This window comes from Psychrobacter sp. H27 (genome assembly GCF_059072655.1).
In genome coordinates this window covers 2,170,902-2,197,718 of record NZ_JCACRX010000001.1, presented here as the reverse complement: position 1 = coordinate 2,197,718, position 26,817 = coordinate 2,170,902, and the positions used below count along the sequence as shown (strand labels likewise).

24 protein-coding genes are annotated in these 26,817 nt (G+C 44.0%); 2 read left to right on the top strand and 22 right to left on the bottom strand.

Going from position 1 to position 26,817, the window contains the following annotated elements:
• Positions 1 to 368 precede the first annotated feature (368 nt).
• Positions 369 to 863: a pyridoxamine 5'-phosphate oxidase family protein gene (locus AC5JPY_RS08990; RefSeq protein ID WP_443525235.1), complete on the top strand. Its 495-nt coding sequence runs from the start codon at positions 369 to 371 to the stop codon at positions 861 to 863.
• A gap of 84 nt (positions 864 to 947) precedes the next feature.
• Here AC5JPY_RS08990 and pgsA read toward each other — a convergent pair whose 3' ends face one another.
• From pgsA to AC5JPY_RS08880, 22 genes are all read right to left on the bottom strand, one after another.
• Positions 948 to 1,628, bottom strand: coding sequence for a CDP-diacylglycerol--glycerol-3-phosphate 3-phosphatidyltransferase (pgsA, locus tag AC5JPY_RS08985; RefSeq protein WP_443525233.1), 681 nt, complete (start codon positions 1,626 to 1,628; stop codon positions 948 to 950).
• Positions 1,629 to 2,482: 854 nt separating this feature from the next.
• The gene (locus AC5JPY_RS08980) at positions 2,483 to 2,743 is read right to left on the bottom strand and encodes a hypothetical protein (protein ID WP_444521131.1); all 261 of its coding nucleotides are present in this window, start codon (positions 2,741 to 2,743) and stop codon (positions 2,483 to 2,485) included.
• 197 nt (positions 2,744 to 2,940) lie between these two features.
• Positions 2,941 to 3,156 carry a hypothetical protein gene (locus AC5JPY_RS08975; RefSeq protein ID WP_444521130.1) on the bottom strand — a complete coding sequence of 72 codons (216 nt, stop codon included), beginning with the start codon at positions 3,154 to 3,156 and terminating at the stop codon, positions 2,941 to 2,943.
• A gap of 474 nt (positions 3,157 to 3,630) precedes the next feature.
• Positions 3,631 to 5,748 (bottom strand): DUF3987 domain-containing protein, encoded by a 2,118-nt coding sequence (locus AC5JPY_RS08970; RefSeq protein WP_493852356.1) that lies wholly within the window; start codon positions 5,746 to 5,748, stop codon positions 3,631 to 3,633.
• A gap of 109 nt (positions 5,749 to 5,857) precedes the next feature.
• Positions 5,858 to 6,439 carry a hypothetical protein gene (locus AC5JPY_RS08965; RefSeq protein ID WP_493852355.1) on the bottom strand — a complete coding sequence of 194 codons (582 nt, stop codon included), beginning with the start codon at positions 6,437 to 6,439 and terminating at the stop codon, positions 5,858 to 5,860.
• Positions 6,432 to 7,058, bottom strand: a complete 627-nt coding sequence (locus AC5JPY_RS08960; protein ID WP_493852354.1) for a hypothetical protein — start codon at positions 7,056 to 7,058, stop codon at positions 6,432 to 6,434. Before AC5JPY_RS08960 ends, AC5JPY_RS08965 begins: the two co-directional genes overlap by 8 nt.
• A complete protein-coding gene (locus AC5JPY_RS08955; RefSeq protein ID WP_493852353.1) occupies positions 7,045 to 7,326 on the bottom strand; it encodes a hypothetical protein in 282 nt (93 codons plus the stop codon). Before AC5JPY_RS08955 ends, AC5JPY_RS08960 begins: the two co-directional genes overlap by 14 nt.
• Complete coding sequence (locus AC5JPY_RS08950) at positions 7,319 to 7,606, bottom strand: hypothetical protein (protein WP_493852352.1); 288 nt, start codon at positions 7,604 to 7,606, stop codon at positions 7,319 to 7,321. Before AC5JPY_RS08950 ends, AC5JPY_RS08955 begins: the two co-directional genes overlap by 8 nt.
• On the bottom strand, positions 7,607 to 7,888 hold the full coding sequence (locus AC5JPY_RS08945) for a helix-turn-helix domain-containing protein (RefSeq protein WP_493852351.1): 282 nt from the start codon (positions 7,886 to 7,888) through the stop codon (positions 7,607 to 7,609).
• 2 nt (positions 7,889 to 7,890) lie between these two features.
• Positions 7,891 to 8,121, bottom strand: a complete 231-nt coding sequence (locus AC5JPY_RS08940; protein WP_240365797.1) for a helix-turn-helix transcriptional regulator — start codon at positions 8,119 to 8,121, stop codon at positions 7,891 to 7,893.
• A 258-nt stretch (positions 8,122 to 8,379) separates the two neighbouring features.
• Complete coding sequence (locus AC5JPY_RS08935) at positions 8,380 to 9,405, bottom strand: hypothetical protein (RefSeq protein ID WP_493852350.1); 1,026 nt, start codon at positions 9,403 to 9,405, stop codon at positions 8,380 to 8,382.
• Positions 9,406 to 9,562: 157 nt separating this feature from the next.
• Positions 9,563 to 11,017, bottom strand: a complete 1,455-nt coding sequence (locus tag AC5JPY_RS08930) for a hypothetical protein (protein ID WP_493852349.1) — start codon at positions 11,015 to 11,017, stop codon at positions 9,563 to 9,565.
• Positions 11,018 to 11,234: 217 nt separating this feature from the next.
• On the bottom strand, positions 11,235 to 12,419 hold the full coding sequence (locus tag AC5JPY_RS08925; protein ID WP_493852348.1) for a hypothetical protein: 1,185 nt from the start codon (positions 12,417 to 12,419) through the stop codon (positions 11,235 to 11,237).
• Positions 12,420 to 12,533: 114 nt separating this feature from the next.
• Positions 12,534 to 13,868, bottom strand: a complete 1,335-nt coding sequence (locus tag AC5JPY_RS08920; protein ID WP_493852347.1) for a tyrosine-type recombinase/integrase — start codon at positions 13,866 to 13,868, stop codon at positions 12,534 to 12,536.
• A 311-nt stretch (positions 13,869 to 14,179) separates the two neighbouring features.
• The gene (locus AC5JPY_RS08915; protein WP_443525231.1) at positions 14,180 to 15,397 is read right to left on the bottom strand and encodes an NAD(P)/FAD-dependent oxidoreductase; all 1,218 of its coding nucleotides are present in this window, start codon (positions 15,395 to 15,397) and stop codon (positions 14,180 to 14,182) included.
• 266 nt (positions 15,398 to 15,663) lie between these two features.
• Positions 15,664 to 17,625, bottom strand: coding sequence for an acetate--CoA ligase (acs, locus tag AC5JPY_RS08910; protein ID WP_443525229.1), 1,962 nt, complete (start codon positions 17,623 to 17,625; stop codon positions 15,664 to 15,666).
• Positions 17,626 to 18,050: 425 nt separating this feature from the next.
• A complete protein-coding gene (locus AC5JPY_RS08905) occupies positions 18,051 to 19,283 on the bottom strand; it encodes an ABC transporter substrate-binding protein (protein WP_443525228.1) in 1,233 nt (410 codons plus the stop codon).
• Between the two features lie 87 nt (positions 19,284 to 19,370).
• A complete protein-coding gene (locus AC5JPY_RS08900; RefSeq protein ID WP_443525227.1) occupies positions 19,371 to 21,356 on the bottom strand; it encodes an AMP-dependent synthetase/ligase in 1,986 nt (661 codons plus the stop codon).
• 5 nt (positions 21,357 to 21,361) lie between these two features.
• Positions 21,362 to 22,204 carry an ABC transporter ATP-binding protein gene (locus AC5JPY_RS08895; protein WP_443525225.1) on the bottom strand — a complete coding sequence of 281 codons (843 nt, stop codon included), beginning with the start codon at positions 22,202 to 22,204 and terminating at the stop codon, positions 21,362 to 21,364.
• Positions 22,204 to 22,971: an ABC transporter ATP-binding protein gene (locus AC5JPY_RS08890; protein WP_443525223.1), complete on the bottom strand. Its 768-nt coding sequence runs from the start codon at positions 22,969 to 22,971 to the stop codon at positions 22,204 to 22,206. The genes AC5JPY_RS08895 and AC5JPY_RS08890 overlap by 1 nt, the downstream gene beginning before the upstream one ends.
• On the bottom strand, positions 22,968 to 24,065 hold the full coding sequence (locus tag AC5JPY_RS08885; RefSeq protein WP_443525222.1) for a branched-chain amino acid ABC transporter permease: 1,098 nt from the start codon (positions 24,063 to 24,065) through the stop codon (positions 22,968 to 22,970). Before AC5JPY_RS08885 ends, AC5JPY_RS08890 begins: the two co-directional genes overlap by 4 nt.
• A 76-nt stretch (positions 24,066 to 24,141) precedes the next feature.
• Positions 24,142 to 25,020 carry a branched-chain amino acid ABC transporter permease gene (locus tag AC5JPY_RS08880; protein ID WP_319051226.1) on the bottom strand — a complete coding sequence of 293 codons (879 nt, stop codon included), beginning with the start codon at positions 25,018 to 25,020 and terminating at the stop codon, positions 24,142 to 24,144.
• 347 nt (positions 25,021 to 25,367) lie between these two features.
• Between AC5JPY_RS08880 and AC5JPY_RS08875 the strand changes: the two genes are divergently transcribed.
• Positions 25,368 to 26,708 (top strand): BaiN/RdsA family NAD(P)/FAD-dependent oxidoreductase, encoded by a 1,341-nt coding sequence (locus AC5JPY_RS08875; RefSeq protein ID WP_443525220.1) that lies wholly within the window; start codon positions 25,368 to 25,370, stop codon positions 26,706 to 26,708.
• Positions 26,709 to 26,817: the final 109 nt, after the last annotated feature.

Genomic DNA, 26,817 nt, shown 5'->3' with positions numbered 1-26,817 from the left:
ATTATTTGATAATCGGATATTTAATAATCTAAAACGTCAGTAAGCATCTGCTTATTGGCGTTTTTTAGTAGGTACTGTAGCAGTAGTCAGATCAATCGCTGCACGATTGTCAGCCCTTACAAACCATCACAGAGTATTACAGATTGCCTGTATCGCTGAACTGGACGATATCGTTATATTAACTGTGGTTGCATTGATGATAGTTGTCGCAGTCGCTGATCTACTACACTATCTACAAGTACTAACAGGTATTGATCAAATTGTAATGACAGTACCTATCCAGCGATGTAAAGATCATTTTTTATCAGATAGCTTTTATCCCGCGCCCTCATTTCATTATAAAAATCAAATAGTAAAGGATAATTATTATGAATAAGCAAGAACAGCTAGACACCCTACAAGCCATGGTAAAAGACATTAAATACACGATGATGACTACTCGCACTAGTGAAAACCATCTCCACTCTTGCCCGATGAATACTACTGAAACCAGTATTGGTGCCAAAGAGATTTGGTTCATCGCTCATAACCCGTCTGAGACCGTTGATAACATCAACAATGATGCACAAGTTAATCTGGCCTATGTCAGTCAAGACAATAAAAAATACCTGTCTATCACGGGTAAAGCTGAACTGGTAGATGACAAAGACAAGTTAGATGAGCTGTGGTCAGTGACTTATAATGCTTACTTTGAGAAAGGTAAAGAGGACCCAACAGTACAGCTGATCAAAGTCATCCCTCACGGCGCTGAATACTGGGCAAATGGTAATGCCATCGCTAGTGCTGTGAAGATGACAGCTGCAGCGGTGACAGATACCGCTATTGAGAAAAGCTTGGGTGAGAACTTCTCAATAGAACTATAGTATGCTGGACATCAAAAACGTGAACACAAAAAAACGCCAGTGGCAGTAGCGACTGGCGTTTTTTATCAGTGACGGCTCTCAATACTAGCCGCTTTGTTTTAAATAAGGCCACGCTGCTTTTAGATAAATCATCATTGACCATAATGTCAATATCACAGCGGCCACCATCAAAACATAACCAATCGTCTCAAGCGACTCCCAATTTAACAACAGCACCGTAATGGCAACCATCTGAAAGGTCGTCTTTAGCTTGCCAACGTAAGACACCGCAACGCTGGTGCTTTTGCCGAGCTCTGCCATCCACTCACGTAGCGCAGATACCGCGATCTCACGTGAGATAATGACGATAGCGGCGATAGCCATGATGATATTAGGGTGCCACTGTACAAGCACAATCAATGCGACCGCTACCATGAGCTTATCAGCCACAGGGTCCAAAAAACGCCCAAATGCTGACATGACGTTTAGTTTACGAGCAAAATAGCCATCGAGCCAATCAGTAATCGCCGCAATAATAAAGACACCGGTCAAAAGTAAGTGGCGCAGCAAACTATCGCTAAACTCGCTCATCCCTACTCGAGCAATAACATTGTCTGAGATTGCCGGCATGCCGATACCCATAGCAGGTGGCCAGTAGGCAATTGCAACAAACAGCGGAATCATCAAGATACGAGCAATCGTCAGATTGTTGGGCAAGTTAAAAATACTCTTAGTATTTTGCGAACTTGACGGCTCCTGCGTGTGCAAATGCGTGCTCTCAGTCATGGCAAACCCAGTTCAATATAGACATAATAATGGCAGATAGCTTAGCATTTTTCGGACAAGACGTCATGCCATCTCTTCAGCGATTGAGTGATCACAGCTATCTAGATCAGATATTTGGGACCCTAGTTACCTAACCTATTGAAAGTATTGAACGTTAAAAGCATTGAACGCTTTGATCACTGACTCTTAACCCCAACCGTAGAGACCTTATCATTTATTTAATCACTTACCGTTTAGAAACCCTTTAAACGACAATGGCTCAAATGCTAACTACTTAAAACGTGTGCGACTGTTCTAGCAGTCAGAGGTTATCTTCAGATATATGGTTTGAGGTTTTTAAAACGTAATATACTGTAACCAAAACCGCCCAACCATAATCAATTAGGTTATGATAGCAACTGCAATAAAACACTTGTACACTCAAAAATGAGTCTATCTTGACTTTTTATATGGGTCATTATGACTGTGATAAATGACAATATAGAGAACTAATAACTACAATAAATCACGACCACGGAATATGTAGCTTACCTACCTACACAGCCCGTTTTCCTCAGCCCGCAGTATCTCCTCTGTGGGCCTTTTTTTACCTATTAAACCATTGATATATATAGTTTTTATATTTAAAAATAGTAAATTGACCACCAATTTGACCACCATTTGCTCAAAATTTTTATTTTTTTATATGGTTTTTTTATGCGGGCATGTCAGATTTTGACAATGTAGAAAGCGACCTACACTTGAAATAGATATCACCACATTTGGGGTTATCTTTTTGTATAGTCACAGAAAGAATGGATAGCCTAAAGGTTGAACTTACCCATTTAGCTTAATTCAGTTAGCGTGTCAGCTTCTTAGTACTCATTACGGACATACTCAAGCCTTTCATTAAATGCGGCTCTTTTCTGTTTATCGCTTACTATCTCACTAATAAGATCATTAAGAGTAGTCACATCGTCAGCAACAACATCTTTAATCACTGGTCTATCGAGGGACAATAACTTCGCTTGACTCATCGTCGCTATAACTACAGCGTTTGGGTTGCGCTCATCGATAGCGATTTGTTTAGCTAGCTGCAAATCTTGCATTAAGTCATTTAAGTCAGGTATTTTCATTACTTAGCCTCAACTGGTGCACCCTAGTTTATCAAGTGTTGATTGCCATATTTTAGCGGTCAATCTGTCATGCTCATTCACTAGCCTGTAGTAGGTCGTGAAGTGCATTCCTTTGGGTCTGCCTTGATTACCGTATGCAACGCCTGATTGCCAACCTAGACGCTGCCTGATTGCGTCTGCACGACTGAATAGGCGGTCTATCGGTTGTTGTAGCTGACTACCATAATTTGCGCCAATGCAATGACGGCAAACATATAAGCCAGCACAATATAAAGTTGATGTTCTTTTATGGCATTTAGGACATAACCACCAGTAGCGATGACCGCCATAGTTGCATGATGTTTTAGATAACTGAACAGAGTATTGGTAGGATCTGCTGCGATAGCTGTAATTGAATTCGATGCTCTGAGCATTGCCTTGTCTCAGCTGCTCACGATAGCGTGAGATATTCAGTTTAAGATAGTCATCTAAGCTGTGAGTCATAGCAATTGCTGGCATGTCTAATCTCTGGTTGTTATCTAAATCATTAGGCAATTTATAACCTTGATTATAACATGGTTTAATTTATACCTACATAAACAATGCTTTAATTGCTACAGCCACAAAAAAGGCAGACGATAAACGCCCACCAATATAGCTTTATACCTAGAAAAAGTCGCTAAAGTTGCTAAAGTTCCCGTAAGCCTTATCAATTATAGCCTGTAGCTTAGTTAGCATCTGCTAACGTCCTGCTAAAGTTGCTAGAGTTCCGCTAAAGTTAGCCATTCTTAGCTAAAGTTTAGCAAGTTTAGCAATGCTTAGCAGCGCACTACCTAAAGTTAAGCCCTTGACTAGCAAGGGCTATGTAAAGTTTAGCAAGTTTAGCAGCTTTTTAGGGTTAGCTAAGGTTAATTGATCAGTTTAGGATTGATACAAACTAAACGCCTGCGCCCGTCACTTTCCAACCTGATATGTCCTACGCTTTGTAAGTCTTCAAGTAAGCCGTTAAGCTTCTTGCCTCTTAGTGCATTGGGTGCATTTTGGGTAACAAATGACTTATTCAATATAGGTGGGTTTTTACCCCTCACTTTATCGACTAGCCAGCTACTTAGTTTCTCACTATCGTTCTGCTCACCTGCTGGCGTTGCATCAAGATAGCGCAAGCGTTCGGCTGTTGAGTATTCCACTAGCATAAAGGCGCGCGTTATATCATCAGTGGTTACTACCTTGCGCTCATCAAAGAACGCCATCAATGATGCTATACGACTAGCATTCTCTGCCATCCGTGATGCATACGCTTTTAGGTACTCCAATGTCTGCCCTTGTGCTTGGCGATTCTCTATTGCCTGCATATGTTTATAGAAGACCTGTTCCGCACCATCTCCCCATTTCATTTTGATACGCTGCGGTGTGCCTGTACTGTCATTTGGTAGGCTGGCTGGCAGTGGATCAAGTAAGCTATGACAGCGTGACCAGTAGGCGATTAAATCAGGATTATCATAGGGGCTGTCATTCCTGCGCTGCTCATCGTCCCAAGTTCTTTGACCGCGTAAGTCTTCAGGACAAGCAATTAAGGCACGGGCTAAAAACCCTTGTCCGTTCATTAAAGGATCAGTTAATGCCTGCTCTAACACTACCCGTTGACCTTGTAGCAGTAGTGTCATGCGTACGCCATGTGCATCTGTTTGCGGCGTGGCATAAGCAGACTTTTGCGAGCGTAAACGAGACACTTCGCCATCACTATATAGCTTAGTAATTGCAGACAATGCGCTGCCTGCAGTGTCACCAGTCATCGTATGGCCATTGAAGAATTGCCCTGCTTCATCTGTGGTCCACGATGCGTTACTCATTTCACCACTAATAAACCTATCGAGTATCGGCTCAATAGTTGCATCATCAAATAATGTCTTAGGATTTTGCGGCTTTGGGTTTTCATCTAAGAATGTGGATAGCTCTTTACCCTTTAAACTAGCCTTGTCACTTTCCCACGTTGATACGTCATCTAGATAGCTAGCGTACTTCTGGCGCTCATACTCTTTAATTTTGAAGTGAGTTAATCCCATTGCTTGTGTTTTACCGCTACCGCTTTCACCCTCCGTGATTAATATCAAGCAAGCTGCCATATGACTATGACCAAAAGGTGCATCAATAAACCGCTGCCCCATGTGTGCTAGTGACCCTAAAACGCACTGACCTGCCATGGCAAGCGGCACTTGTGCGTAGTACGCCACTAACTCAATAACCCGCCTTAGTAGTCCTGTGAAAGCATTTATTGGGTATGGTGTGGGTTTGCTAGGATCATTGGCTAACGGCTCAGGTTCGCCCCATATTTCAGCTTGTAGATCGAGTATGGTTGTATCATCAAGGGCTAATATACCTCTATAGCTTAGCTCGCCATATTCTAAATGCTCTAGTACGTTTCTATCACTGGTAACAATGGCTTTGACGTTTGCGCCTTTGAATGGCTTACAAACTTTGTCTTTCTGATCTAAGGTAGTAAAGATAGTCACGGGATAGGCTTCGGCAAAATGACTGACCGTGCTATTGAATAGCAGCTTATCAAGGCTTACCAGTAGCGTAACGTTATCAGCTATGAGGTAGTAAGCCAGCTTTATAACGTCCTCTAATGCGTTATCAATCGCTATAATCTCATTACCACTGTCTAACGTGCCAATGATTAAGGCAGACGGCTGCATACGGTCAATGATTAACGGCTTATGATTGCTGTTAGGTGTGACGCTGGCAAGGGTTACGGGTTGATCTTGGTTATTACTCAATACTAGCCCTATCGTGCCAGCTGTGGGTGCTGTCTTGCCTATGTCAAAGCCCGTGGTTATGTTAATATTACTATCAAGGTACAATAGCTTATCTTGCGAGCATAACTGCTCACATAGGTTATATAAGTTTAATAATGTATTGTCATCTGCCAGCTCTTGCCGTGTAGCTGCATTAAACCTACTTATCATCTCAAAGCCTGCGCTAAATGCGCAGGCTTTTTCATGGGTGTCTATTGATGTGGTGGTCATCTGTTCCCCCTTGCTTGTGACTGGTTCGGCTTGCGCGTAGCTCTGTATTTCTTGTAGTAGCTTTTGCGCTTAGCGTGCTTACGGCTCTGTTTTGGAGGGTATGTTTTCATTATTCCCTCTCCTTGCCGTAACTTGTCATTGCTAGGGTTTCTTTGATTGAACTTAACTGGCTTTGTAATAAGTCGTGCCACGTGTCAGTGGTGTCATGCGTTAAGCGTGCCATTGATATAGCAACATCAGGTTTTATTTTCTCATAGTGAATGAGAGCTAATAGTTTGCCAATGTCGCTTATAACAACGGCTGCGCTTTCAAGATCACAAGCAATATCTGATAACTCATGTGACGACATAACGATAACTTCGTTGTCATCTGCTTCGGTGGTGTCGATAACTTTACGCTGGTTTGATTGGCTGCCCCTGTATAGCGTGGCTATCGCTTGGCGGTTTGCTGGCGTATCATGAAATAGTGAGGGTAGGACGTAGCAGTCATCATGATAAGCCCTACCATCAGCGCGATATAGGCACTCAACATTACCAATATTAATGGTTAGGCAGTCTTTTGACTTTTGGACTAGGGTATAAGTGCCATTGCCTACAGACGGACACAGAACGCTATCACCTGCCTTGAATGGGGCTGGTGTGGTGTTAGTCGTGGTTTGGGTGTTTGAGGTCGTACGGATAGATTTAGGCATGATAGCCTCCTGAATGTTTTGTATGTGTGAGGGTATGCTTAAAAAAGGGTATAAACGGGATTACAACAACGGCATTCAGGCCGCGGAACTTATTTCCCCAAAAGGGTGTTTTATTAGGTTCACTCATCCCGTCATAACTTACGTCACTGTGTCCAGTGCCATAGGCATAACGATTACTACTTATTACGTTGTTATCTGTGTCCGTGGTAACTTTCTGGGTGTTAATCAGGTCAGTTTTAGACACAAAAATAGCCAAAGGTTGACGACTTGGCTTTGCCGCTGAATGTTTTGTTGTGGGGTTATGATAACGCTTGTTATCATGACTTGTAAAGCGATGGTTTTCGTTATTACTAGATGTCAAAAAACTACCTAAAAATGGGTAATCTCCCCTGTTACATCCTTTTTTTTCACTGCCAGAAAACAGGCGGTTTTTTGTGTTTTCCGCTAATTTAGTGACCCTATTTGTAATGTTACAAATAAGACTCAAATTTGCAGCATTTAGGCTCAAATTTTGGCTATTTACACTCAAATTCGTATGATAAAGGCTCAAATTCGTGACATTCTGGCTATCGTGCTCCACATCACAGAATGTTAGGTCGTTTTTCTTATCTTTGCTCATCTCTCACCCCTTCCACGTTGAACGCTATTTCTGCTATGCGTTTGGATAGCCCTTTGAGTGAGTCCACTTGTCTGCTACCTGTAGGTAGTGAACCGCGTAGAGCTAGCATTTTATTTTCTACTTCTACTATCTTAGTCAGACTATTAATGGCGGTCACATTGGCATGTAGGGTAATGATTAGCTGATCTATAAATTCATCAGTTATCATCAAAAACCCTTCATTTTTTAACCTGTCTATAACTTCGTTTACTAGATCGTTATTACTCATGGCTTGTTGCCTCCGCTTGGTACGGTAATGCGTGTTCACAAAACATGTCACTAACAATACCTGCCAGCTCGCTATTGGCATAAAGTGCGGCTTTGACTGCCACAAGAACGCCTTGGCTAACCTCATCTTTTGTTTTGATAGCATCTAGCGCGGTGGCTAGGTGGTCAGTATCGCGGTAAATGTCCTGTATGCGGTCATACATAAGACGTAAGTACAGACTATCCACGGTCACTAGGCGGCTGGCTGGGGTGTCGATTGATATGCTAGGGTGGTTATTCATTTAGCTCCCCTCGCTGTTAGATAGTTCGCTTTCAAGTAATGTCTGCTCATCAAGCCAATAGACCGAAAAACGCTTGTCATTGTGCGTGACTATCTCGCTTTGAATGGTTAGCCCTGCGGTTCTTAGGTCATGAATGCGCTGTGCTAGGCATGTGATTTGATAAAGGCGGTAAGCATCCCAAGTAGTGATTGTTGCCCCTGTCATCAGGTGCGCTCTAACAGTGTCAATCTGTGTTTTAGGTGCTGGCTGGTTGGTCACTGGGGCGGTGGCTGTAGTAGTCATGATTAAGCCCCCTTGCTAGCTGAGTGTTGGCGTTCAAGCCATGCTAGTAAATCGGCATTTCTAAATAGTAGAATGCCGTTGATATCAATCGGTCTTGGGAACTTGTCAGCCTTCCACCATCGGCGAAGTGTCTGATGATGAACACCTACTAGGGATGCCGCTGTCTTAATGCGCGTCTGCCCTTGCGGATGTAACTGGGTTGAACTTTGCGGATTGTTTGATACATTTAGCATATTGCTAACTCCTGTGTCATGCCGTTACTTGGCGTTGATTTGAGTTATCAGTATGCTAAAAGCTTAGTGGGCTGCCATCCTAGTTGGGGTAAGTTCGCATCCTAGTTAGGGTGCTAGTTTGTCTTGCGATAAGTGTTTATCAGTGTTTGTAATCGATAAAAAACAAAAACCCGCTCAAGGGCGGGTTATTCTTCTACTTGTTAAGTCGTCTACTTATGTAACTACTAATTCAAAACTTCATAAGTATTAATACGTCCGTTATTCGACCACTATCGCATCTTCCTCATCACTAGCCAGATCATAATCTTCTTTGCTTATTTCTGGCCTTTCAATGTTTACTAAAGGAGGTTCAGTAGCTTTATATTGGCTGTAATCAATTTCTGGACTAGTAATCATATTGTCTATCTTAGCTCTTGTAGCTTCTGAACGTTCATACTGCTCATCAAGTCTTGATTGCAGTTTGGTCATGCTAGCCGATGGTCCCATATCATGCGTGTTCAAACCGAGACGATTACCAACGCCATATAAAGGATCTATTGAGCCTGTGTCTTCAAGACGTTGAGCAAGAAGTTGTAAGTTTGCTCCAAAATCTTTATGGATAAGCAATGTGTCCATGATTTCTGCATCACTCATACCAGTTTCTCGTAGGCGTTCAATTTCTTTCTTTACTTCATTTTTAGGTATTGGTTGTAATTTTACTAACACAAGTCTTTTTTGTCTTTCATATTCATCATCAGTCAGCAACCCTAGCGCTTTATCGCAATCAATAATCTTTAAAGATATCCTATCTCTTTCTTTTTGAGTTAGGTTATTCCAAGCTATTGAATTTTCTTTCAGCTCTTCAGCTCGTTCAGCAATTGCATAGCTCAAATCGAAATGTCCACTACTGCTATCGTCATAATGTTTTTTTAGCTCAATGAGACTTGGTATGCATTGTGCTGATTCATCAACATCAGAATCCACATAAAACGTTCTATCTGTTAAATACTTCAGCTCAATTAGGTCAGTTGCCGCGCTATCTATGAGATTAGAATTAGCTTTTAAAAAACCGTCTTTAGCTTTCACTTCTTTTTTCTCTATATAGACGTTGATAGTACTTACAAAAATAGTTATCAAGATAGCTAATAGTATTAGGGCCCAAAATCCGCTATAAATATACCAAAGAGCAGGTACTCTACCTTTTAAATATTTACCAAAACGCCAAAGTATTTTTGCTAGATAAAATAGTAATACCAAAGCAGTAATGCCAGCAAGAATTCCAATAGCGAGTAATAGATATTCCATATGTCGACCTTTAATGACGGATAGTATGAGCTGTCAAACCAACACTATCCGTATCACCAATATTTGTTTTATTTATGCACTATAAACAAAACAATAAGGTTCAGCAATTTAGTTTACTTGCTAGCCTTATTATTATGCTTGAATAAAGCCAAAATAGTTAATAAGCATATTGCATATAACTACGTCCTACTGTCGAGCCCGTTTGATTTGTGCTAACTTCGCCTAGCAGGTCTTTGTACTTAGTGCCTAGACGCTCCTCTGCTAGTTTTGTACTGTCATGGATGATAGCTAAGTTTCTCATCATGTCTTTTTCACCCATATCAAGATCAAGGCTAGCAATTGCTGTTTCTAATTTCTTACCTTCAAAGTCAGTTAGGGCGCCAAGTCCTCGCATTTTTTCGACTTGTGTCAAAAACACCTGGCTCTTTAATGTTTCAATATCTTTTTCAAACGCTTTTGTAGCAGCTCTAATTGACGGTACCTTGCCTGCTATTGGGCCAACCGCGCCACCACCAAATAGACCGTACATAGCGCCTTTATTGTTCAGTAGGCGCGTAATAGTTGCTCGAGACTGCGCCAGGCCCTCTTTTTGACTCTCATACTGCGCTAAGCGCTCTTGGTTCTTGAGGTTCTTTTCAATCTGCTTACTGGTTAGACCTGCTTCATACTGCGCTTGCTTGAACTCTAGATTTTTAATCTGAATGCCGAGTCGCTCTCGCTGCACTTGGTTGCTCTCACTTTGCAGTTGTATCTTTAGCTGAGCAAGCTGATTATTAACTTCTTGCTGCGCCTGCGCGTCTGCACGAGCAATAGGAATATCGGTTGCTCTTGTAGCAGCTAAGGTTGAGTTAGCTGTGTTTAGCGATGATCTTGAGCCACTCTCGGCTTGCTTGTAAGGCAGCATTTCATTGATCTCAGTGGTTTCTGCCCCCAACTTCCCTGCCGCTGCGATTTTCTGCTTGGCGCCTGCGTATGTATCTACGGTTTCCGCCTCTACTTTGTTAGCATTTAATGGCGTTAATGTTGTTAACTCATCTATCTCGGCTTGCGTTTTAGCTCTATCGACTGGGGCCGCTTCTTCCGCAATACTAGCGCCTGAGTAAGAATCGTAGGCTGCACCTGCGTCTTTACCTGCTAATAGCGAGTAATTCATCAATAGGGCTTTTCTCGCCGACTGTGGGTCTGTTGCCATCCACTCAGCCATCATCGAGTATTCTTCCGCTTTGTCGGGTAACCCCATATCGTTGTAGGCGGCCGCCTTATCACGCATTTTCTGAACCGCTAAATCAGGCCTATCACTACCAAGTGCTGATATGCTTGTACTCATATCAAACAACATGGACTGCTGTTCTTTTTGTTCCAGGTTATCGTAGTAGTCTTTTGCGCCTTTGGTGTATTCAGGAAACTGAGCGACGACCTGAGCAACCGCATTTTTGTCGTTCCAGTCTAGTTGCTCTAATTGCTGCTGTGCCTGTATTTTACGCGCTTGCTCGGCTTGCTGTGCTTGTAGTGTGTCTCTGTTTTGGCGCAACACTTGACCTTGACCGTACGCTTCAAGAACGCCATCAAATGGACTACCCATGCCTTGTAAATAACTTTGTGCTAACTGCATACTTTTACCTCTCTTAATATTGTTAGCTCAAGTTTTCAGATTGAAACTAACGTTGATTGAGGTTATCAGTATGGCTCAAGCCTGTATTATGGGCATCCTAACTAGGGTGAAGCTATGCCCTAATTGGGATGCAAGTTTATGCCTAGTTATTTACTTAGCATTAAAAAAGCCACACTTATTAAAGTATGGCCGCTTTATTGTTGGCAGTGATTACACCTCAACGTGAGCTCGAACTTCTCTTGAGGTTATGCGGTTTTTTTCTTTCATTAGCCAGCGCCTCTTTTGCTGCCCCAAAACGATTTTCTAAAGATGTTTTACCTTGACGGAATATTGCTTCTTCAGTAGCTAACCCAATGATGGCAGCTTCGCTAGGAAATGCTGGTTTGTCTTCTGTTCCTTTTGGCGCTTTCATTATTTCCAACAATATACCTATAGTTGTCTGATAACTTGCGGCAGTATTGTCATCCAGCTCAACCGTAGCATTTGTAAGTTGCTTCTGGATTTTATCAAACTCCTTTTCTAAGCTTTCATACTTCTTCTTAAGCACTTCATATTTTTCTGTAAACTCATCATGGTCCACTTTTGGTGTTTTTGGCAAGCTAGAATCTATAACAGGTAATTGAACATCTACCAAAGGTTTTGCTGGCTCAATTCTCAACCAGTCATTGAAACCCTTGAGAACATAACCAATCCTGAAGAGATATTTCTGTAAATCTTCAGATTTAATAAGATCATCATCGAAACTGACCTCGTTGTTATCTATAGCCAACTCAAACATCAGTTTATAGCTAATATAATCAGCGAATACTTCCGCGAATAAACTTTCGCCTTCATGTTCATCTATCAGACGTACTTCTATACCAGCAAGTAAGCAAGCCGCGGTTTTAATATCAAACCTTTCTAACTTGAAGTAATTTAACTGGCATGCATTAGGCTCTTCAGGTTTATCTATAGGCTTTCGATAAATAAAATGTATCTCATTCTCATCATATTTTCTTACCTTGTCCCTAACTACTCTAGCTGCTTCAGCAGTCAGTTCTAGCTTTAGTTTTTTGATACACCCTATGGACTCTAACTCTTCATAGGAGTAATAGAAGTCCCCTTTTAAATCATTTATTAAGCGGAGTGAAATACTCTTACTAAGAACTACCTTTGAGTGGCAATTCTCTAAAAAATTTCTAGTATTAACATCATAATCATGAGATTGGCTACGTTCAACTCGAGTGACACGCGAATATTTATCCATTAAATAAGACGATACTTCTTTATCAAAATTATTTAAGACAAGGTAGGAAGCTATATCATCTATATAATCTTTTGTAGTGCTGGCAGCTAGATTTATAAAATCAACTGCGAGAATATATTTTTTCCCTTGAAACACTTCATCATCTAATACGCTCATATCACACCCCTACACCCTTAAGCAAAAATAGGAGCAAGGCAGTGACAGCATAAGGGTGTGAATAGCTGCCGTTCGGGTAATTAGTCCTAGCCTTGCAAAGTGTTTAGCTGAGCATTAACCCAGCTTTTGTGCTTGTTGTTTAAAGCTAGTGTGAATGACGTTGTCAATCTTGCCAGCCTTGATATTATCAAGATAATTTGCCCAATCTGTCATCATGCGCGTGCGTTCAGGTACGGCCTGCATTCGGTTATATGCTTTGCCATACTTATTAAGCATTTGGTGGCCTAACTGTATTTCAGTTAACAGCTCGTCATAGCCTAATCGTTCCATTAGCATCGTTTTCGCGCTGGCACGGAATCCATGGGGCGTGTGCACTTCTTTGTAACCTCTACCCTCGTAGTTGGCACCAATGCCACCGCTATTCATAGATGGATCGTTTAATACCTTATTGATTGCTTGCGGATCATGATATTGGCCTTTCTTACGGTTGCCGTTATAGAAAACATACTCATAGCCACCCGTTAGTGACTGCATTTGCTCTATGACTGCTATTGCTTGCGGCGCCAGTGGTACAACCAAACTCTCTACCATGTCCTCACGCCTCTGCCCCTTTTGAGGTGTAAATACCCATTGCTTAGCGTTTAGGTCGATATCTGCCCATCGCATTGCGCATACATCACCTACACGGGCAAAGGTCAGTGTTAATAACTTGAGTATAGTTTTGTTGTATGCCTGCTTATCGCTTAGCTGGTCAATATCTCTTAGTAAGACAGCAAAGTCCTTGGGGTCTGTCAGTGACGCATGATGCTTGGTGCGTGTGGCCTTCAATGCCTTTGCGCCTGAAAGCTGGGTCACGGGGTTATACTCAATGAGGCCCTTTAACACAGCATGGGCAAAGATACGCTGTGCCATATGCTTAACGCGATTACCTTTGTGAACATAGTTTTTTTGTATGTCACGACATAGTGATAGCACTTGCTGAGTGGTAATTTCACTAACGGGAAATTTGCCAAAAGCAGTAGTTAACGGCTTAAGGTAGCTGTTGATGTTTGTTAAGGTACTGGGTGCTGGTTGGTGGTCAGGGTTACTAGTTTGCTCATATAGCCAGTCATCAGCTACGGCTTGGAATGTGTTATTTATAGCAGCGGCTTGCTTGGTTCGTTCATTATCGCGGTGCGAGATTGGGTCCATCGTATTGGCAAGCATGCTCATATTGTCGTTGTGCATTCGTCTTGCCTGCTCAAGTGACAAGGCGGGGTATTGGCCGAGCGTCATCTCCTTGCGTTTGCCAGTCATTGGGTGCGTGTAGCGGTGCTGAAACTCGATACAACCACCCCTCATGCGTAGTCTTAAACCTTGATACCCACCAATAGTGTGATAGACACGCTTTTGCCCTTGCGCTTCTTTGATAGCTTTCTTTATCTGAGTATCAGTTGTTAACGCTGCCATGATTACACGCCTTTATTATCTATCTATACAGATGAGAACTTGACCACCACTTTGACCACCAATAATGTAACTAAATGGTGGTCAGTTGTGATAACGCTAGATAATAGATATTAGCATGTAAACTAGATAATACATAGGGTTTGGATAACATTAGAGAATGTCTGATAATGCCGAAAGCACCCCCTCTGTGGGCCTTTTTTTGTCTCTGAACTTCTCGCTTGCACTGTCTTTATCTAACTCAGATTGAATGAGTGACTGATCTGGTTACTGCTTGGTTTGATATGTCTATAATTCAAAAAAATTAATATCTACTACGCTTGTTGCGCTTGCCCAATGGTCTGAGCGGTTTGTAGTGCTGCTTGGTAGCAGCTCTCGATGTTCCCTTTTGTACACCAGTCACCGCTGACTATCCATTGTTTGGACTCATCTACTAGGATGCCTAATGCTTTCGTATCCGTATCTACTATAGTTGCTGCATAGCGCCAGCGATGACAATCTGTCTGGCTAGGGGCGCTATTCTCATCCCAGCCCAATGCCTGCTTGGCTGCCTGTAATAATTGCTCTTTGACCGCCTCGATATCATCATCGACATGTATCTGCGACCAGTCATTGCGTGCATGAATCGTGATACTTGGTAGCAGTCCATCATGTCCAGGCTTATGATGTTCGATAAATATTCTATCGAGTACAGTGCTATTTACATAAGCAACATCCCATTGTGGTGCCATCTGGTTGTTTAGTGTTCCAGGCAACGGCTGGGAGTCATCCCAACCGAGCATCAGCGTGTAGCACGCCTGCATCTGTGGCTGAGTGATGTTGTCTTGCTGACTAAACCCACTCTCCGCCATAAGCTCTACTGCCTGACCATTCGGTGCAGTACAGATCACCCAATCAAACCAGCCAAGACTAGCCCCAGTCTCATCAAAGAGCTCAGTTTGCTTTTCGTTTTGATGCTTTTCGTTTTGATGCTTTTCGTTTTGATGCTGAGTCGGGCTTTGGGTAAACTGAACAAGTGGTGCCACACGAGTTTTGAATACTATGTCTGTGTGTTTGAGCGCAGCCGCTAATTCACGTCCCCAGCTGGTCATCTTTGGTGTGCTGATATAGCGTGCATGGACGGTATCCCATTGTTCTTTGCTTTTGATATCAGGCGATTGAGCGTTGTTGTGCTGTGATTCAGATGCTGGCGTTAGCTCAGCCACTTTGGCACACCATGGCTGTAACAGCCGCGTATCTAACCAAGGAGCGACAAACGCTTGGAAGCTCTTGGTCTTTGCTGTAAAGAACTGCGCACCAAATGCCCACTGCCAGTTTTTGCCTGTATCACTGTCAGTACGATAACGCGTTGCTAGGCGTCCCACACTACGTGACTTTTCAAAGATAGTGATGTGAGGTGTGATTGCTTGATTATCGTTCTGGCTTGATGCGCGTTCTAGTAGTGTCGCGGTGAGCAGCCCTGTCAGACCACCGCCAATGATCGCTATTTTTGATGATAGGGTATCCGTTGAGATCGAAGCATATTCCGTCATAATGGCCGTAAACCTTATAGAGTCTTTATGAGTCGCCATCATAGCCACTCTGTGAATCACATTGTCGTATGCATATGTGTAGTCATGATATTGTCGCTTAGACGTATTGAACCTTCAAAACACCTCAATATCAATATCGTCTACGTAAAAAAGCCACGCTATTTGCGATAGCATGGCTTTTTTGGATTTTTTTTAAGATGTATAAGCGAGCACTACAGGTTAGTTTTGCACGTCTTTCTCTGGCAAAAACTAACCCATCAACGACTCTACTCTCCGCGACCAGCTTTGACCTGTTCGACCAGATCATTGATCACTGAGCTGTCTGCCAGCGTAGATAAGTCACCCAGTCCAACATACTGCCCTTCTGCCAGTTTACGCAAGATACGGCGCATGATCTTTCCTGAGCGGGTTTTTGGTAGTGCCTCAACCATATAGATGGCATCTAAAGTCGCAATAGGCCCGATCTCAGCACGTACATGACGTTTGAGCTCCGCTTTTAGATCATCTGTTGCTTCTTCACCTGATTTTAAAATAATGAAGGCACAGATACCTGTTCCGCGTATCTCATGCGGCATACCGACAATTGCGGCTTCGGCAGTAGCCGGATGAGCAACCAACGCGCTCTCAATCTCTGCTGTACCCAAGCGATGCCCAGCAACGTTGAGGACGTCATCGACACGGCCCGTAATCCAATAATGCCCATCTTCATCACGCTGGGCACCATCACCTGTAAAGTAATGACCCGGATAATCACTAAAGTATGTCTTTAAGAAGCGCGGATGGTCATTGTAGATCGTACGCATCTGTCCTGGCCAACCACTGCTGATAACCAAATTGCCTTCTGCCGCGCCTTCCATTATTGCGCCGTCAGCATTGACGACTTGTGGCTTAACACCATATAGCGGCGTCATTGCAGCACCTGGCTTTAAATCAACTGTGCCTGGTATTGGCGCCATTAGGATACCGCCTGTCTCGGTCTGCCACCATGTATCGACGATTGGACATTTACTATCACCAACAACATTATAGTACCAGTCCCATGCTTCTGGGTTAATCGGCTCACCGACCGAACCTAGCAGGCGTAAGCTTGAACGATCTGACTCACGTACAAAGGCGTCGCCTTCTTTCATCATCGCTCGGATAGCAGTTGGCGCAGTATATAAAATAGTAATGTCATGCTTGTCGATGATGTGTCCGATACGTGCCCAGGTTGGATGCTCTGGTACCCCTTCAAACATAACCGTGGTTGTGCCATTAGCGAGCGGTGCATACGTGGAGTACGTGTGACCAGTAATCCAGCCGACATCTGCGGTACACCAATACACGTCATCTTCTTTGACATCGAAGACATCACGGAAGGTAGACAACGCATAAGTAATATAACCCCCTGTTGTATGCACCACACCTTTGGGTTTACCCGTTGAGCCAGAGGTATACAATAAGAATAATGGATCTTCGGCATTCATCACTTCAGGCTCACAGATCTCTGACTGCCCATCAACGAGATTGTGATACCAGACATCGCGGCGACCACTCATTGGGATAGAATTACCTGTACGGTGGACGACGATGACTTTTTCGACACTGTCAGTCCCATCCATTTCTAACGCCTGATCGACATTGGCTTTGAGCAGTGTATGTTTGCCACCGCGCAAGCCTTCATCAGCGGTGATAACGACTTTTGAGCGGCTGTCTATCAAACGATTGCCTAGACTCTCGGCAGAAAAACCACCAAACACCACTGAATGTACCGCACCAATACGTGCACATGCCAGCATCGAAACCATAGCTTCTGGTATCATTGGCATATATAACGTGACACGATCACCTTTCCCAACGCCAAGCTTACGTAGCGAGTTTCCTAGACGACAGACTGCCTCATGTAATTCTTTAAAAGAAATAATCTTGTGCAATGAAGGGTGATCCCCTTCCCAAATAATAGCAGGCTTATAGGGATTGTTTTCAAGATGGCGATCGAGGCAGTTTACTGAGATATTCAGCTCACCATCTTCGAACCATTTGATATTGAAATCGTCTAGGTCATAGTTGACGTTGCTGATTTTTGTTGGTTTCTTTATCCAGTCAATCAGCTCAGCACGCTGTGCCCAAAAAGCATCACTGGTTTCGGTTGATTCGATGGATTGTGCATAATCTTTGTTGTACTGCTCAGGTGTGGTATTGGCTGCAGCCATGAACTCGGCTGTGATAGGGAATGATTTCTGGGTCATAGTTTTGTCCTTTTAATTGTTATGACCTACACAGATAATCGTCTATGACGACTGTCTATACAGGTGATAAGAGCCATCTTCCATAATGTGTGACACTCAGCGATAGTTTGACAAATAAGCGTGACGGTTGCAAGGCTTCAACCGCCAATCATAACAATTTCGCTGTACAACTGTGTACTTTCAGACCGATAGTCTCGTCTTTGTAAATGCTTACCTTGTTCCCTCCTCTTGTTCCTTTAATTGCTTTTGATTGCCTATAAGTGATGATCTATTTTGATATTGAGCTGATATTGAGCAAAACCTTTGGACTTATAAGACTATAAGAAACCATTAAGACAAAGGGTAAAATCTAAAGTTGTAAACGACACAAGCCATACATAAGTATGGCTTGCTGTTATCGATATTCAACTATGTAGCGTACGTACTTATTTGAGCTGAGTAACGGTTTTCCATGCGCCACTGTTCACTTGTGATAGGTAAACATCATTAATCGCAACATGGCTCTCAGGTGTGATGGCGACCGTAGATCCTGTCACGCCATCAACAAAACTAACCGTCTCTAGACCGGCATTGAATGTATCGGCATTCAAGTCAGGACCTGCAGCTTTTAGTCCGTCAACGGTGATTCTTGCAGCAACATGACCAATAATCGCGCCTGCTGATACGTCTTCACCAGTGGCTTTTTTGAACTTATCAACGAACGCTTTGGTTTCAGGCTCATTGGCTCTTAATGCCAAGTCATTATAGTAAGAGACCGCATACAGCCCTTCACTTGCACCGCCTGGCGCTGCAGCAACTGCCGGATGGAATCCTGTTGCAGGTGCGATAAACTTCACATCGCTCCAGCCCATGGCGTTTGCCGTACCGACAGCCGTGATAGCGCCTCGGATAGTGAGAGATAACGCAATCAAATCACAATTGGATTCTTTTAGTTTGGCAATCGCCCCTGAGAAGTCTGTCTCATCTGGGCGATGTGAGCTAGAAGCAACCAAAGTAACATTAGGATTATTATCACTGATGTCCTTTGCCGCTGCATTGGTCTCCTCTCCATAATCTGATGGAATATACATGACACATAGGTTTTTCACATCGTTTTCAGCGATCAGATACTCCATCCCAAGTTTCATTGAATCGTAATAAGTACTGCCGATCGTATAACGACGATTTAGCGCGCCCTCTTCTTGCATAGGGGTTGCAAACGTGATCGGCATAACGCTAGGGACATTGGCACGATCCATGATAGGGAAGCTGGCTAAGTTATGCGGTGTACCTAACGACATCAACATCGCAAAGACTTTATCGCGGCTCACTAATTTGTTGGCGGCCTGTACTGCTTTTGGCACTTGATAAGAATGGTCTTCGACAATGTAGCGAATCTTTCGACCATTGACACCGCCTGCAGCATTTACTTCGTCAAAATACATATTGGCCGCAGTGACCGCAGGATTACCAAAACCTGCAAACGGACCTGATAAATCATTTGCACCGCCCAAGACAATTTCGGTATCGGTGACGCCTTGTACTGGTATATCACTCGTAGAAGCTGTCGCTTCAGCATCAGTGCCAGTTGCTGACGTGGTTTCTGGATTATTACACCCAACCAAACCTATCGTCCCAACTGTCAATGCCAGTAGCGTCGTTTTGAATGTCCATCTCATTGCCTATCTCCTTGCGACTGAGTCGCTGTCAGTTTGATGTTACGGTAAATTTGATAGCACTGATCTATACCAACTGTCCGTGTGTAATCAGTACATAGACTCGATTAACGCATGATGTTTTTTCTCAACCAGATTCCTTTTTAATTTCATAGTTGCTGTCAGCTCATCATCTTCAGGACTGAGTAACACGTCTATTAGTCGGAACCTTTTTATGGTTTCGACCTGTGCTAGGGTCGCATTGGCAGACTGGACCACATCATCTATCAAGGCGATCACTTCAGGCGCGTGACACAATGAGCGAAAGTCGGAGAACATCACTTGATTGTCTTGGGCATATTTTTCTACGTTTTCCTGATCTATCATGATAAGACAAGTGAGGTACTTACGCTTATCGCCAATGACGACCGCGTCTGAGATATAAGGTGAAAATTTGAGCTTACTTTCTATGGCAGCTGGGGTAACGTTCTTACCACCTGCTGTGATGATGATGTCTTTGATACGGCCTGTGATAAATATATAACCATCTCTTATCTCGCCCACATCACCTGTATGTAGCCAGCCGTCACGTAGGTCATCAGCGGTTTTGTCGGGCTTGTTCCAGTACCCTGCAAACACATTGCCGCCTTTTAGTAATATCTCGCCATTATCAGCGATGCGAACTTGAGAATGCGGTAAGGGTTTACCGACGCTACCGACCATTTGGGCGTCTTGGGTATTCATGGATATCACGCCTGTACTTTCAGTCATGCCGTAGCCTTCATAGATAGGCACACCTATCGCATGAAACCAACGAATAATATCCAATGATATTGGGGCAGCACCAGTAGTAGCACGGCGAACATTGGTCATTCCGATAAGATCGCGAATCTTACGCAATACCAGCTTGTCCCAAAACTCGTAACGAAGCCGTTGACCAGCCGTAGGCGTCTTCCCTGCCATAATCGTGTCAGCATGGTCATGACCCGCTTTTATGGCTTGATCAAATGCCCAGCCATTAAACGCACTGGCATCGCTACGCATATTACTGATAGAGGCATACATTTTTTCCCATAGCCTTGGAACAGCCGTAAAGGTATTGGGCGATACTTCTTTCATGTTTTCAAATACGGTCTCGGTACTCTCCGCAAAGTTGACGATACAGCCTCTATGAATGGGGACATCTACCGACACCACACGCTCTAGTACATGGCATAAAGGCAGGAAACATAACTGCTCATCAGTAGGTAAAACCTCGATGACTTCGGTGGTTGTCTTTAGACCAAACATGACATTGGCATGCGTTAAAATAGCGCCTTTTGGGTCGCCAGTCGTGCCTGACGTGTAGATCAGTGTGCGTATGTCATTCGCGGTGCTTTGATCAATATAACTGCCAAAACGCTCTAGCGCATTGTCAACACTTTGACCAAGCGCGTACAGCTCATCCAAAAAGATAACCTGCTCATCTTCTAGGCTACGTAGACCTTTACGCTCAAAGACGATGACTTTTTTGAGCATCGGTGTCTGCTCACGTATCTCTAAAAACTTATGGAGCTGCTCATCGTTTTCAACGATCAAAAATTTAGACTGACTGTCATTGAGTATATAGGCGAGCTGATCTGGACTGTCTGTGGTATAGACGCCATTGGGTATACCGCCTACAGCGCAGATACCCATATCGCAATAGAGCCATTCTTTATTGTCTTCACTCAAGATAGAAACCGTGTCCCCTTTGGTCAGACCCAGCTCAATAAGTGCCATGCCGATATCACAGCCGCGATGATAATAATCAAGCCAGCTATAACTTTGCCAAATACCAAAAGCTTTTTCACGATGGGCGATTTTTTCTCCTCGGCTCAGGCACATCTGTCGCCAGAGCTTACTTAAGGTATCGCAGCCTTCTAGGACCTGCAGCTCATGGTCATAAGGCGCATTACGTATCTTGCGGCTGTTATTGTGGTCGTTACTATGGCTGTTATTGCGAGTAGAAGACTCCATATGAGCCGATGCTTGTGCCACAGAGACGCTCTCAGTGACTGCCATATCAGCAGTAGCGGGATGGGTCACATCAGTCGAATTATCAGTAGAATTAGTCATGAGTATTATCGCCAAGTCTTTTTGCGTTTCCACCGAGTGGCTTCCGCTGTATTGTCTTTGGTTTGTCCAAGGTAGAACTCTTTAATATCATCAGAGTGCATCAGCTTGTCTGCTGAGCCTGCCATGACGATACGTCCCGTTTCTAACACATAACCATAATCCGCTGCAGCGAGCGCGACTCTTGCGTTTTGCTCAACCAGTAAGATTGTCACGCCCTGCTCTTTGTTCAATCTGCGAATGATGGCAAATATCTCTTGTACCAGAAGTGGTGACAGACCAAGCGACGGCTCGTCAAGTAGCATCAATGAAGGGCGTGACATCAGTCCGCGACCGATCGCCAGCATCTGCTGCTGACCTCCAGACATCGTACCAGCAGCCTGAGTGCGGCGGTCTTTGAGTATTGGAAAATACTCGTATATCATCTCAACATCACGCTCTATCTCAGACTTATCACGGCGAGTATAAGCGCCCATTGCGAGGTTTTCGGCAACATTCAAAAACGGGAAAACTTCTCGGCCTTCTGGGACATGTGATAGACCTTTCTTTACTAACCGATCAGGTTCAGTGCCATCGATACGCTCACCGTGGAACCATACCGCGCCTTTACGTGGATTAATGACCCCAGAGATAGTTTTCATGAGCGTGGTTTTACCCGCACCATTAGCGCCTAAAATCGTGACCACTTTGCCTTCTGGCACCTCAAGGCTTACGCCCCTTAATGCCATGACAGGGCCATAGGCAGATTCTAGGTTACGTACCTCTAACATGTTGTTCTTTACTTCAGAATCCACTAAATTCATCTCAGTTGCTGGCGCTGCAGATGACAGTGATTTTTTAATTGGTTTCATCACACGCTCTCCTGCCCAAGATAGGCCTCGATGACTTGTGGATTGGCTTGAACTTCAGCTGCCGTGCCCTGAGCCAAAAACTTACCTTCAGCTACAGCCAAGACACGATCTGATACGCGGTTGACTAGGCTCATGTCATGCTCGACCATCAATATCGTCAAACCCAAGTCTTTTTGCATATCTTCAATCCACCATGCCATCTCGGACGTCTCCTCTACACTAAGACCTGATGCGGGCTCATCGAGCAAAATAAGCTTGGGGTTGGCCGCAAGCGCGCGCGCGATTTCGACGACTTTTCTAATACCATAAGGTAAGCCTGCAATCAGTTGATCTCGATAAGGCGCTAGCTCCAAGAAGTCTATGATCTTCTCAACGTGCATACGATGCTCGCGCTCACTGCGGCGCACCTTTGGTGAAAACAGCAAGTCCTGTATCCATGAGGTGCTACGCTGAGAGTGACGACCGATGAGTAGATTCTGTAGCACACTAGAGTGATCAAACAGCTCGATATTCTGAAACGTGCGCGCAATACCTAGTTTGGCAATGTCATGAGCTGGCAGATCGGTGATGTCCGTACCATCAAAAGTAATACGACCACTGAGCGGCTCATACAAGCGACTGATTAAGTTAAAAATAGTCGACTTACCCGCACCGTTGGGTCCTACGATCGTAAACACTTCACCTTCGTTCACCTCAAAACTAATGTTATCAACGGCTTTCACACCACCAAACGCGATAGATAACGACTCTACTTGTAATAGGCTCATCGCATACGCTCCGTTTTTAGATAGGTTTTGGAACGGCGGAATAGACCTTTTCGATACAGCGGAAACATATTGAACCAAGTGCGTATCTTAATCCACATACCGTATATACCGCGCGGCTCATAAATGATCATAATGACGATAACCAAAGCAAATAATGCGGTATCAATACCAGGAATATTGGTGATACTAGCGCCTGTACTTTGACCGATGACGTCACCTAAAATTGCAATAACTTGCGGTAATAAGACGACAACCACTGCACCAAAAAATGCACCGTGTATAGACCCTAAACCACCGATGACAATCTGCAGCAATATGGTGATAGAGATAACAACAGTAAAACTCTCATAGTTAACCGCTTGCACGAAATGCCCGTACATCGCGCCGCCGACCGCTGTAATCGCACAAGATAAGCTGAAAGCTAACGTTTTGGCTTGTGGCACATTGACACCAAGCGCACGGGCAGAGACCTCACTGTCTCTAATAGCCAAAAACGAGCGTCCAGTATTACTTCTAAGTAGATTGATATAACCAAAGGTAATCAGTACCACTAGTGCCAAGCATAAGTAATAAAAGGCTTTTGGCGTGATGTAGCGATCGATTGTGTAGCCAAAAATATTGATAGGAGAAGCGAAGGTACCAGAGATACCGCCAGTGATGGGCTCAGCAACGATAGCAATATCTTCGATGATAATACTAAGCGCCAAGGTGGCAATGGCTAAGTAAATACCACTGGTTCTCAAGATCGGCCGAGCAATCATTGCGCCAATAACACCTGTGATAACTGCACAGGCGATCAAAGCTGGGAAAAAGTTCCAGCCTCGACTCATCAGTGCCAGATGGCTAAAGGCGCCTATCGCCATAAAGGCGGCATGACCCAGGCTGACTTGACCGGTATGACCCGTCAAAAGCATGAGACCGAGTCCTGATATGGACCAAATTAATATGGCACTAAGCTCACTAATATAATAGTTGCTGAGCAACCAAGGTGCCATTAGGAGTAGTAAGAGAAGCACGCCGTATTTTATAAGCTGGCGTTTATCATCGAAGACATTGATGTCTTGATCGTAGCTGTGTTTAAACTGGGCTTTCATTGACAGTACTCTTCCTTGAAATTGTTTAGAGAAAGCTTTGTCATCCTTGAATCAAAGCGTCTATGAATCAAAGCTTCTATACTTTTTTCTGTTTGACCTGCGAAAAGATACCACCTGGACGTACGATCAGCACAATCAACATCACCACATAAGGCGCAATCTGACTGAGACCTAACGGCAGATAACGACTGGCGAATGGTTCTATTACGCCAACTAACAGCCCGCCGACAAGAGCACCTGGGAGAGAGCCTAGACCGCCGATTACCGCAGCAGCAAATGCTTTGATGCCGAATAACAGCCCGATGGAGGGTTCGATCGCGCCTTTGGCTGCAAACAATATGCCCGCAAGCGCAGCGACAACACCGGACAGCGCCCACACAATACCGTTGACTCGTTTGACGGGGATGCCCATATAGTAAGCTGCCATTTGGTTTTGGCTACTCGCTTGCATCGCGATACCGAGCCGCGTATGGGCAAAGAAGAAGTACAGAATAGAAGTGAGTGCGATGGTAGATACGATAATTATCAGATCAACATAAGCAATACTCAGTGACCCTAACGCTAGCATCTGACCTGAGAACGGTGTCTGTAATGAGACTGGGCTATGTCCCCAGATGACACCCGCGACAAAGCGTATCAAAAAGCCTAGCGAGATGGTAAGAATAACCATGGCGAATTGCGGTTGACCAAAGATTCCGCGCAATACGAATCGATCAAGCAGATAACCAAACACCCCCATAATAATGGAGGCAAGCGTGATACCCAATAGAAAAGGAAGGTTTGCTTCATCAGCATTGATGAAAGCGATGCCTAAAAAAGCGCCGAGCATGAGCATATCGCCCTGAGCAAAGTTTACGGCCTCAGAGGCTTTGTAAATCAGTACAAAACCCAGCGCTAACAGCCCATATATACAGCCATTAGCAATCCCGCTAATGAGCAGTTGTAGGATATCCATAAAGTCCCTTTTGTCTTAACATTATCATCCATGACAATGTTTAAATAAGCCGGTCAATCGGCTGGGTTTTAACTCAACTACTTTTGGAGAACATCATGCCCTTCCAATAAAAATGCCTACATTCTCAACAAATAATAAACGTAATAGCAGTACTAACGAACAATATTTGTGCTTTTACATTATACCAACTACTGTTTGTTGTCTATAAAAAAATAAGGTCATTCAATGATTTATAGCAAATAGGCTGAAGTGATATGCATCAATCACTTAAAACACTTCTATTATTGCCATGATATAATTTGGATACTTTATATCGTTTATCTAAATCTATTTTATAAGTCATCATCATGAGTCAAATGCAAAAACAAGCCAGGTCAGCCAAGTCACATAACCAGTCAATAGACAATCCGTCAGTATCTAAAAAGTCTAATGACAAACATTACGACGTCATCATCGTTGGTGCTGGCGCTTCAGGATTGTATTGTGCACTGACAGCTGGTCGCCGTGGTCGCCGCGTGTTAGTCATAGATCACGCCAACAAAGCGGGCAAAAAAATCTTGATGTCAGGTGGTGGTCGCTGCAACTTTACCAACTATTTCGTTGAGCCTGAGCACTTCATCGGTACCAACCCGCATTTTTGTAAATCAGCGCTGAGTCGTTATCCAAGTTGGGAGTTTATCGGTATGGTAGAGGCGCATCAGATTCCTTATCATGAGCGTGAGCATGGTCAGCTGTTCTGTGATGACTCTGCCCAAGATATTCTGACCATGCTCTTGGACGAATGCACGGCGGTCGGCGTCCAAGTCAAGCTCAATACTCAGATTGACCACGTGCAAAAGACCGACCATGATAAAGGTAAACGTTTTACACTGACCACTAGCAAAAAGCTAGGCAAAAAAGACACACCAACTGAGGGTCAGCCTGTGCAGACGCGCTATAGCTGTGAGTCCCTAGTCGTGGCAACTGGTGGTCTATCTATCCCAACGATGGGCGCAACTGGCCTTGGTTATGAGTTGGCGCAGCAGTTCGGTCATACACTGATAGCCACCGATGCTAGCCTTGTACCGTTTACCTTTACGGACAAGACTGGCGAGCTGATCCGTGCATTGGCAGGTATCAGCCTACCTGTCATTGCTAGTAATGAGCGTATCTCCTTTAAATTGCCTGTACTGTTCACCCATCGCGGACTCTCTGGCCCGGCGATGCTACAGCTGTCGAACTATTGGCAGACTGGAGAGACCATCAGTATCAACCTATTACCTGATGTGAATGTTACTGATATTTTGCTTGCCCGCAAGCAGTCGCATCCACGCCAGCTGATCCGTACTGTGCTGGCAGAGACCACAAACAACGCCCTACCCAAAAAACTACTGGCAGCACTGCAAACTCATCTGTGGGATGACATCAAAGACACGGAGCTTGCTAATATCAAAGATGAGCGGCTTGATGATCTTGGCGCTACTCTTAATGGTTGGCAACTCAAACCCTCTGGTACCGAGGGCTATCGTACCGCTGAGGTCACACGTGGCGGAGTAAAAACGGATGAAGTCTCTTCGAAGACTATGCAAAGCAACTTGCAAGAGGGCTTGTACTTCATCGGTGAAGTGCTCGATGTGACAGGCTGGCTTGGTGGCTATAACTTCCAATGGGCATGGGCCAGTGGGTTTGTCAGTGGCGAAGTCGTTTAGCGCTACTTAGCATCAGCATTATTAAGTTAAACACAACATAAGTTCATTTTATTGCATCATTCATATATAATATTTACTTACCATTATTTATGTTAATGGAATTGCGAGG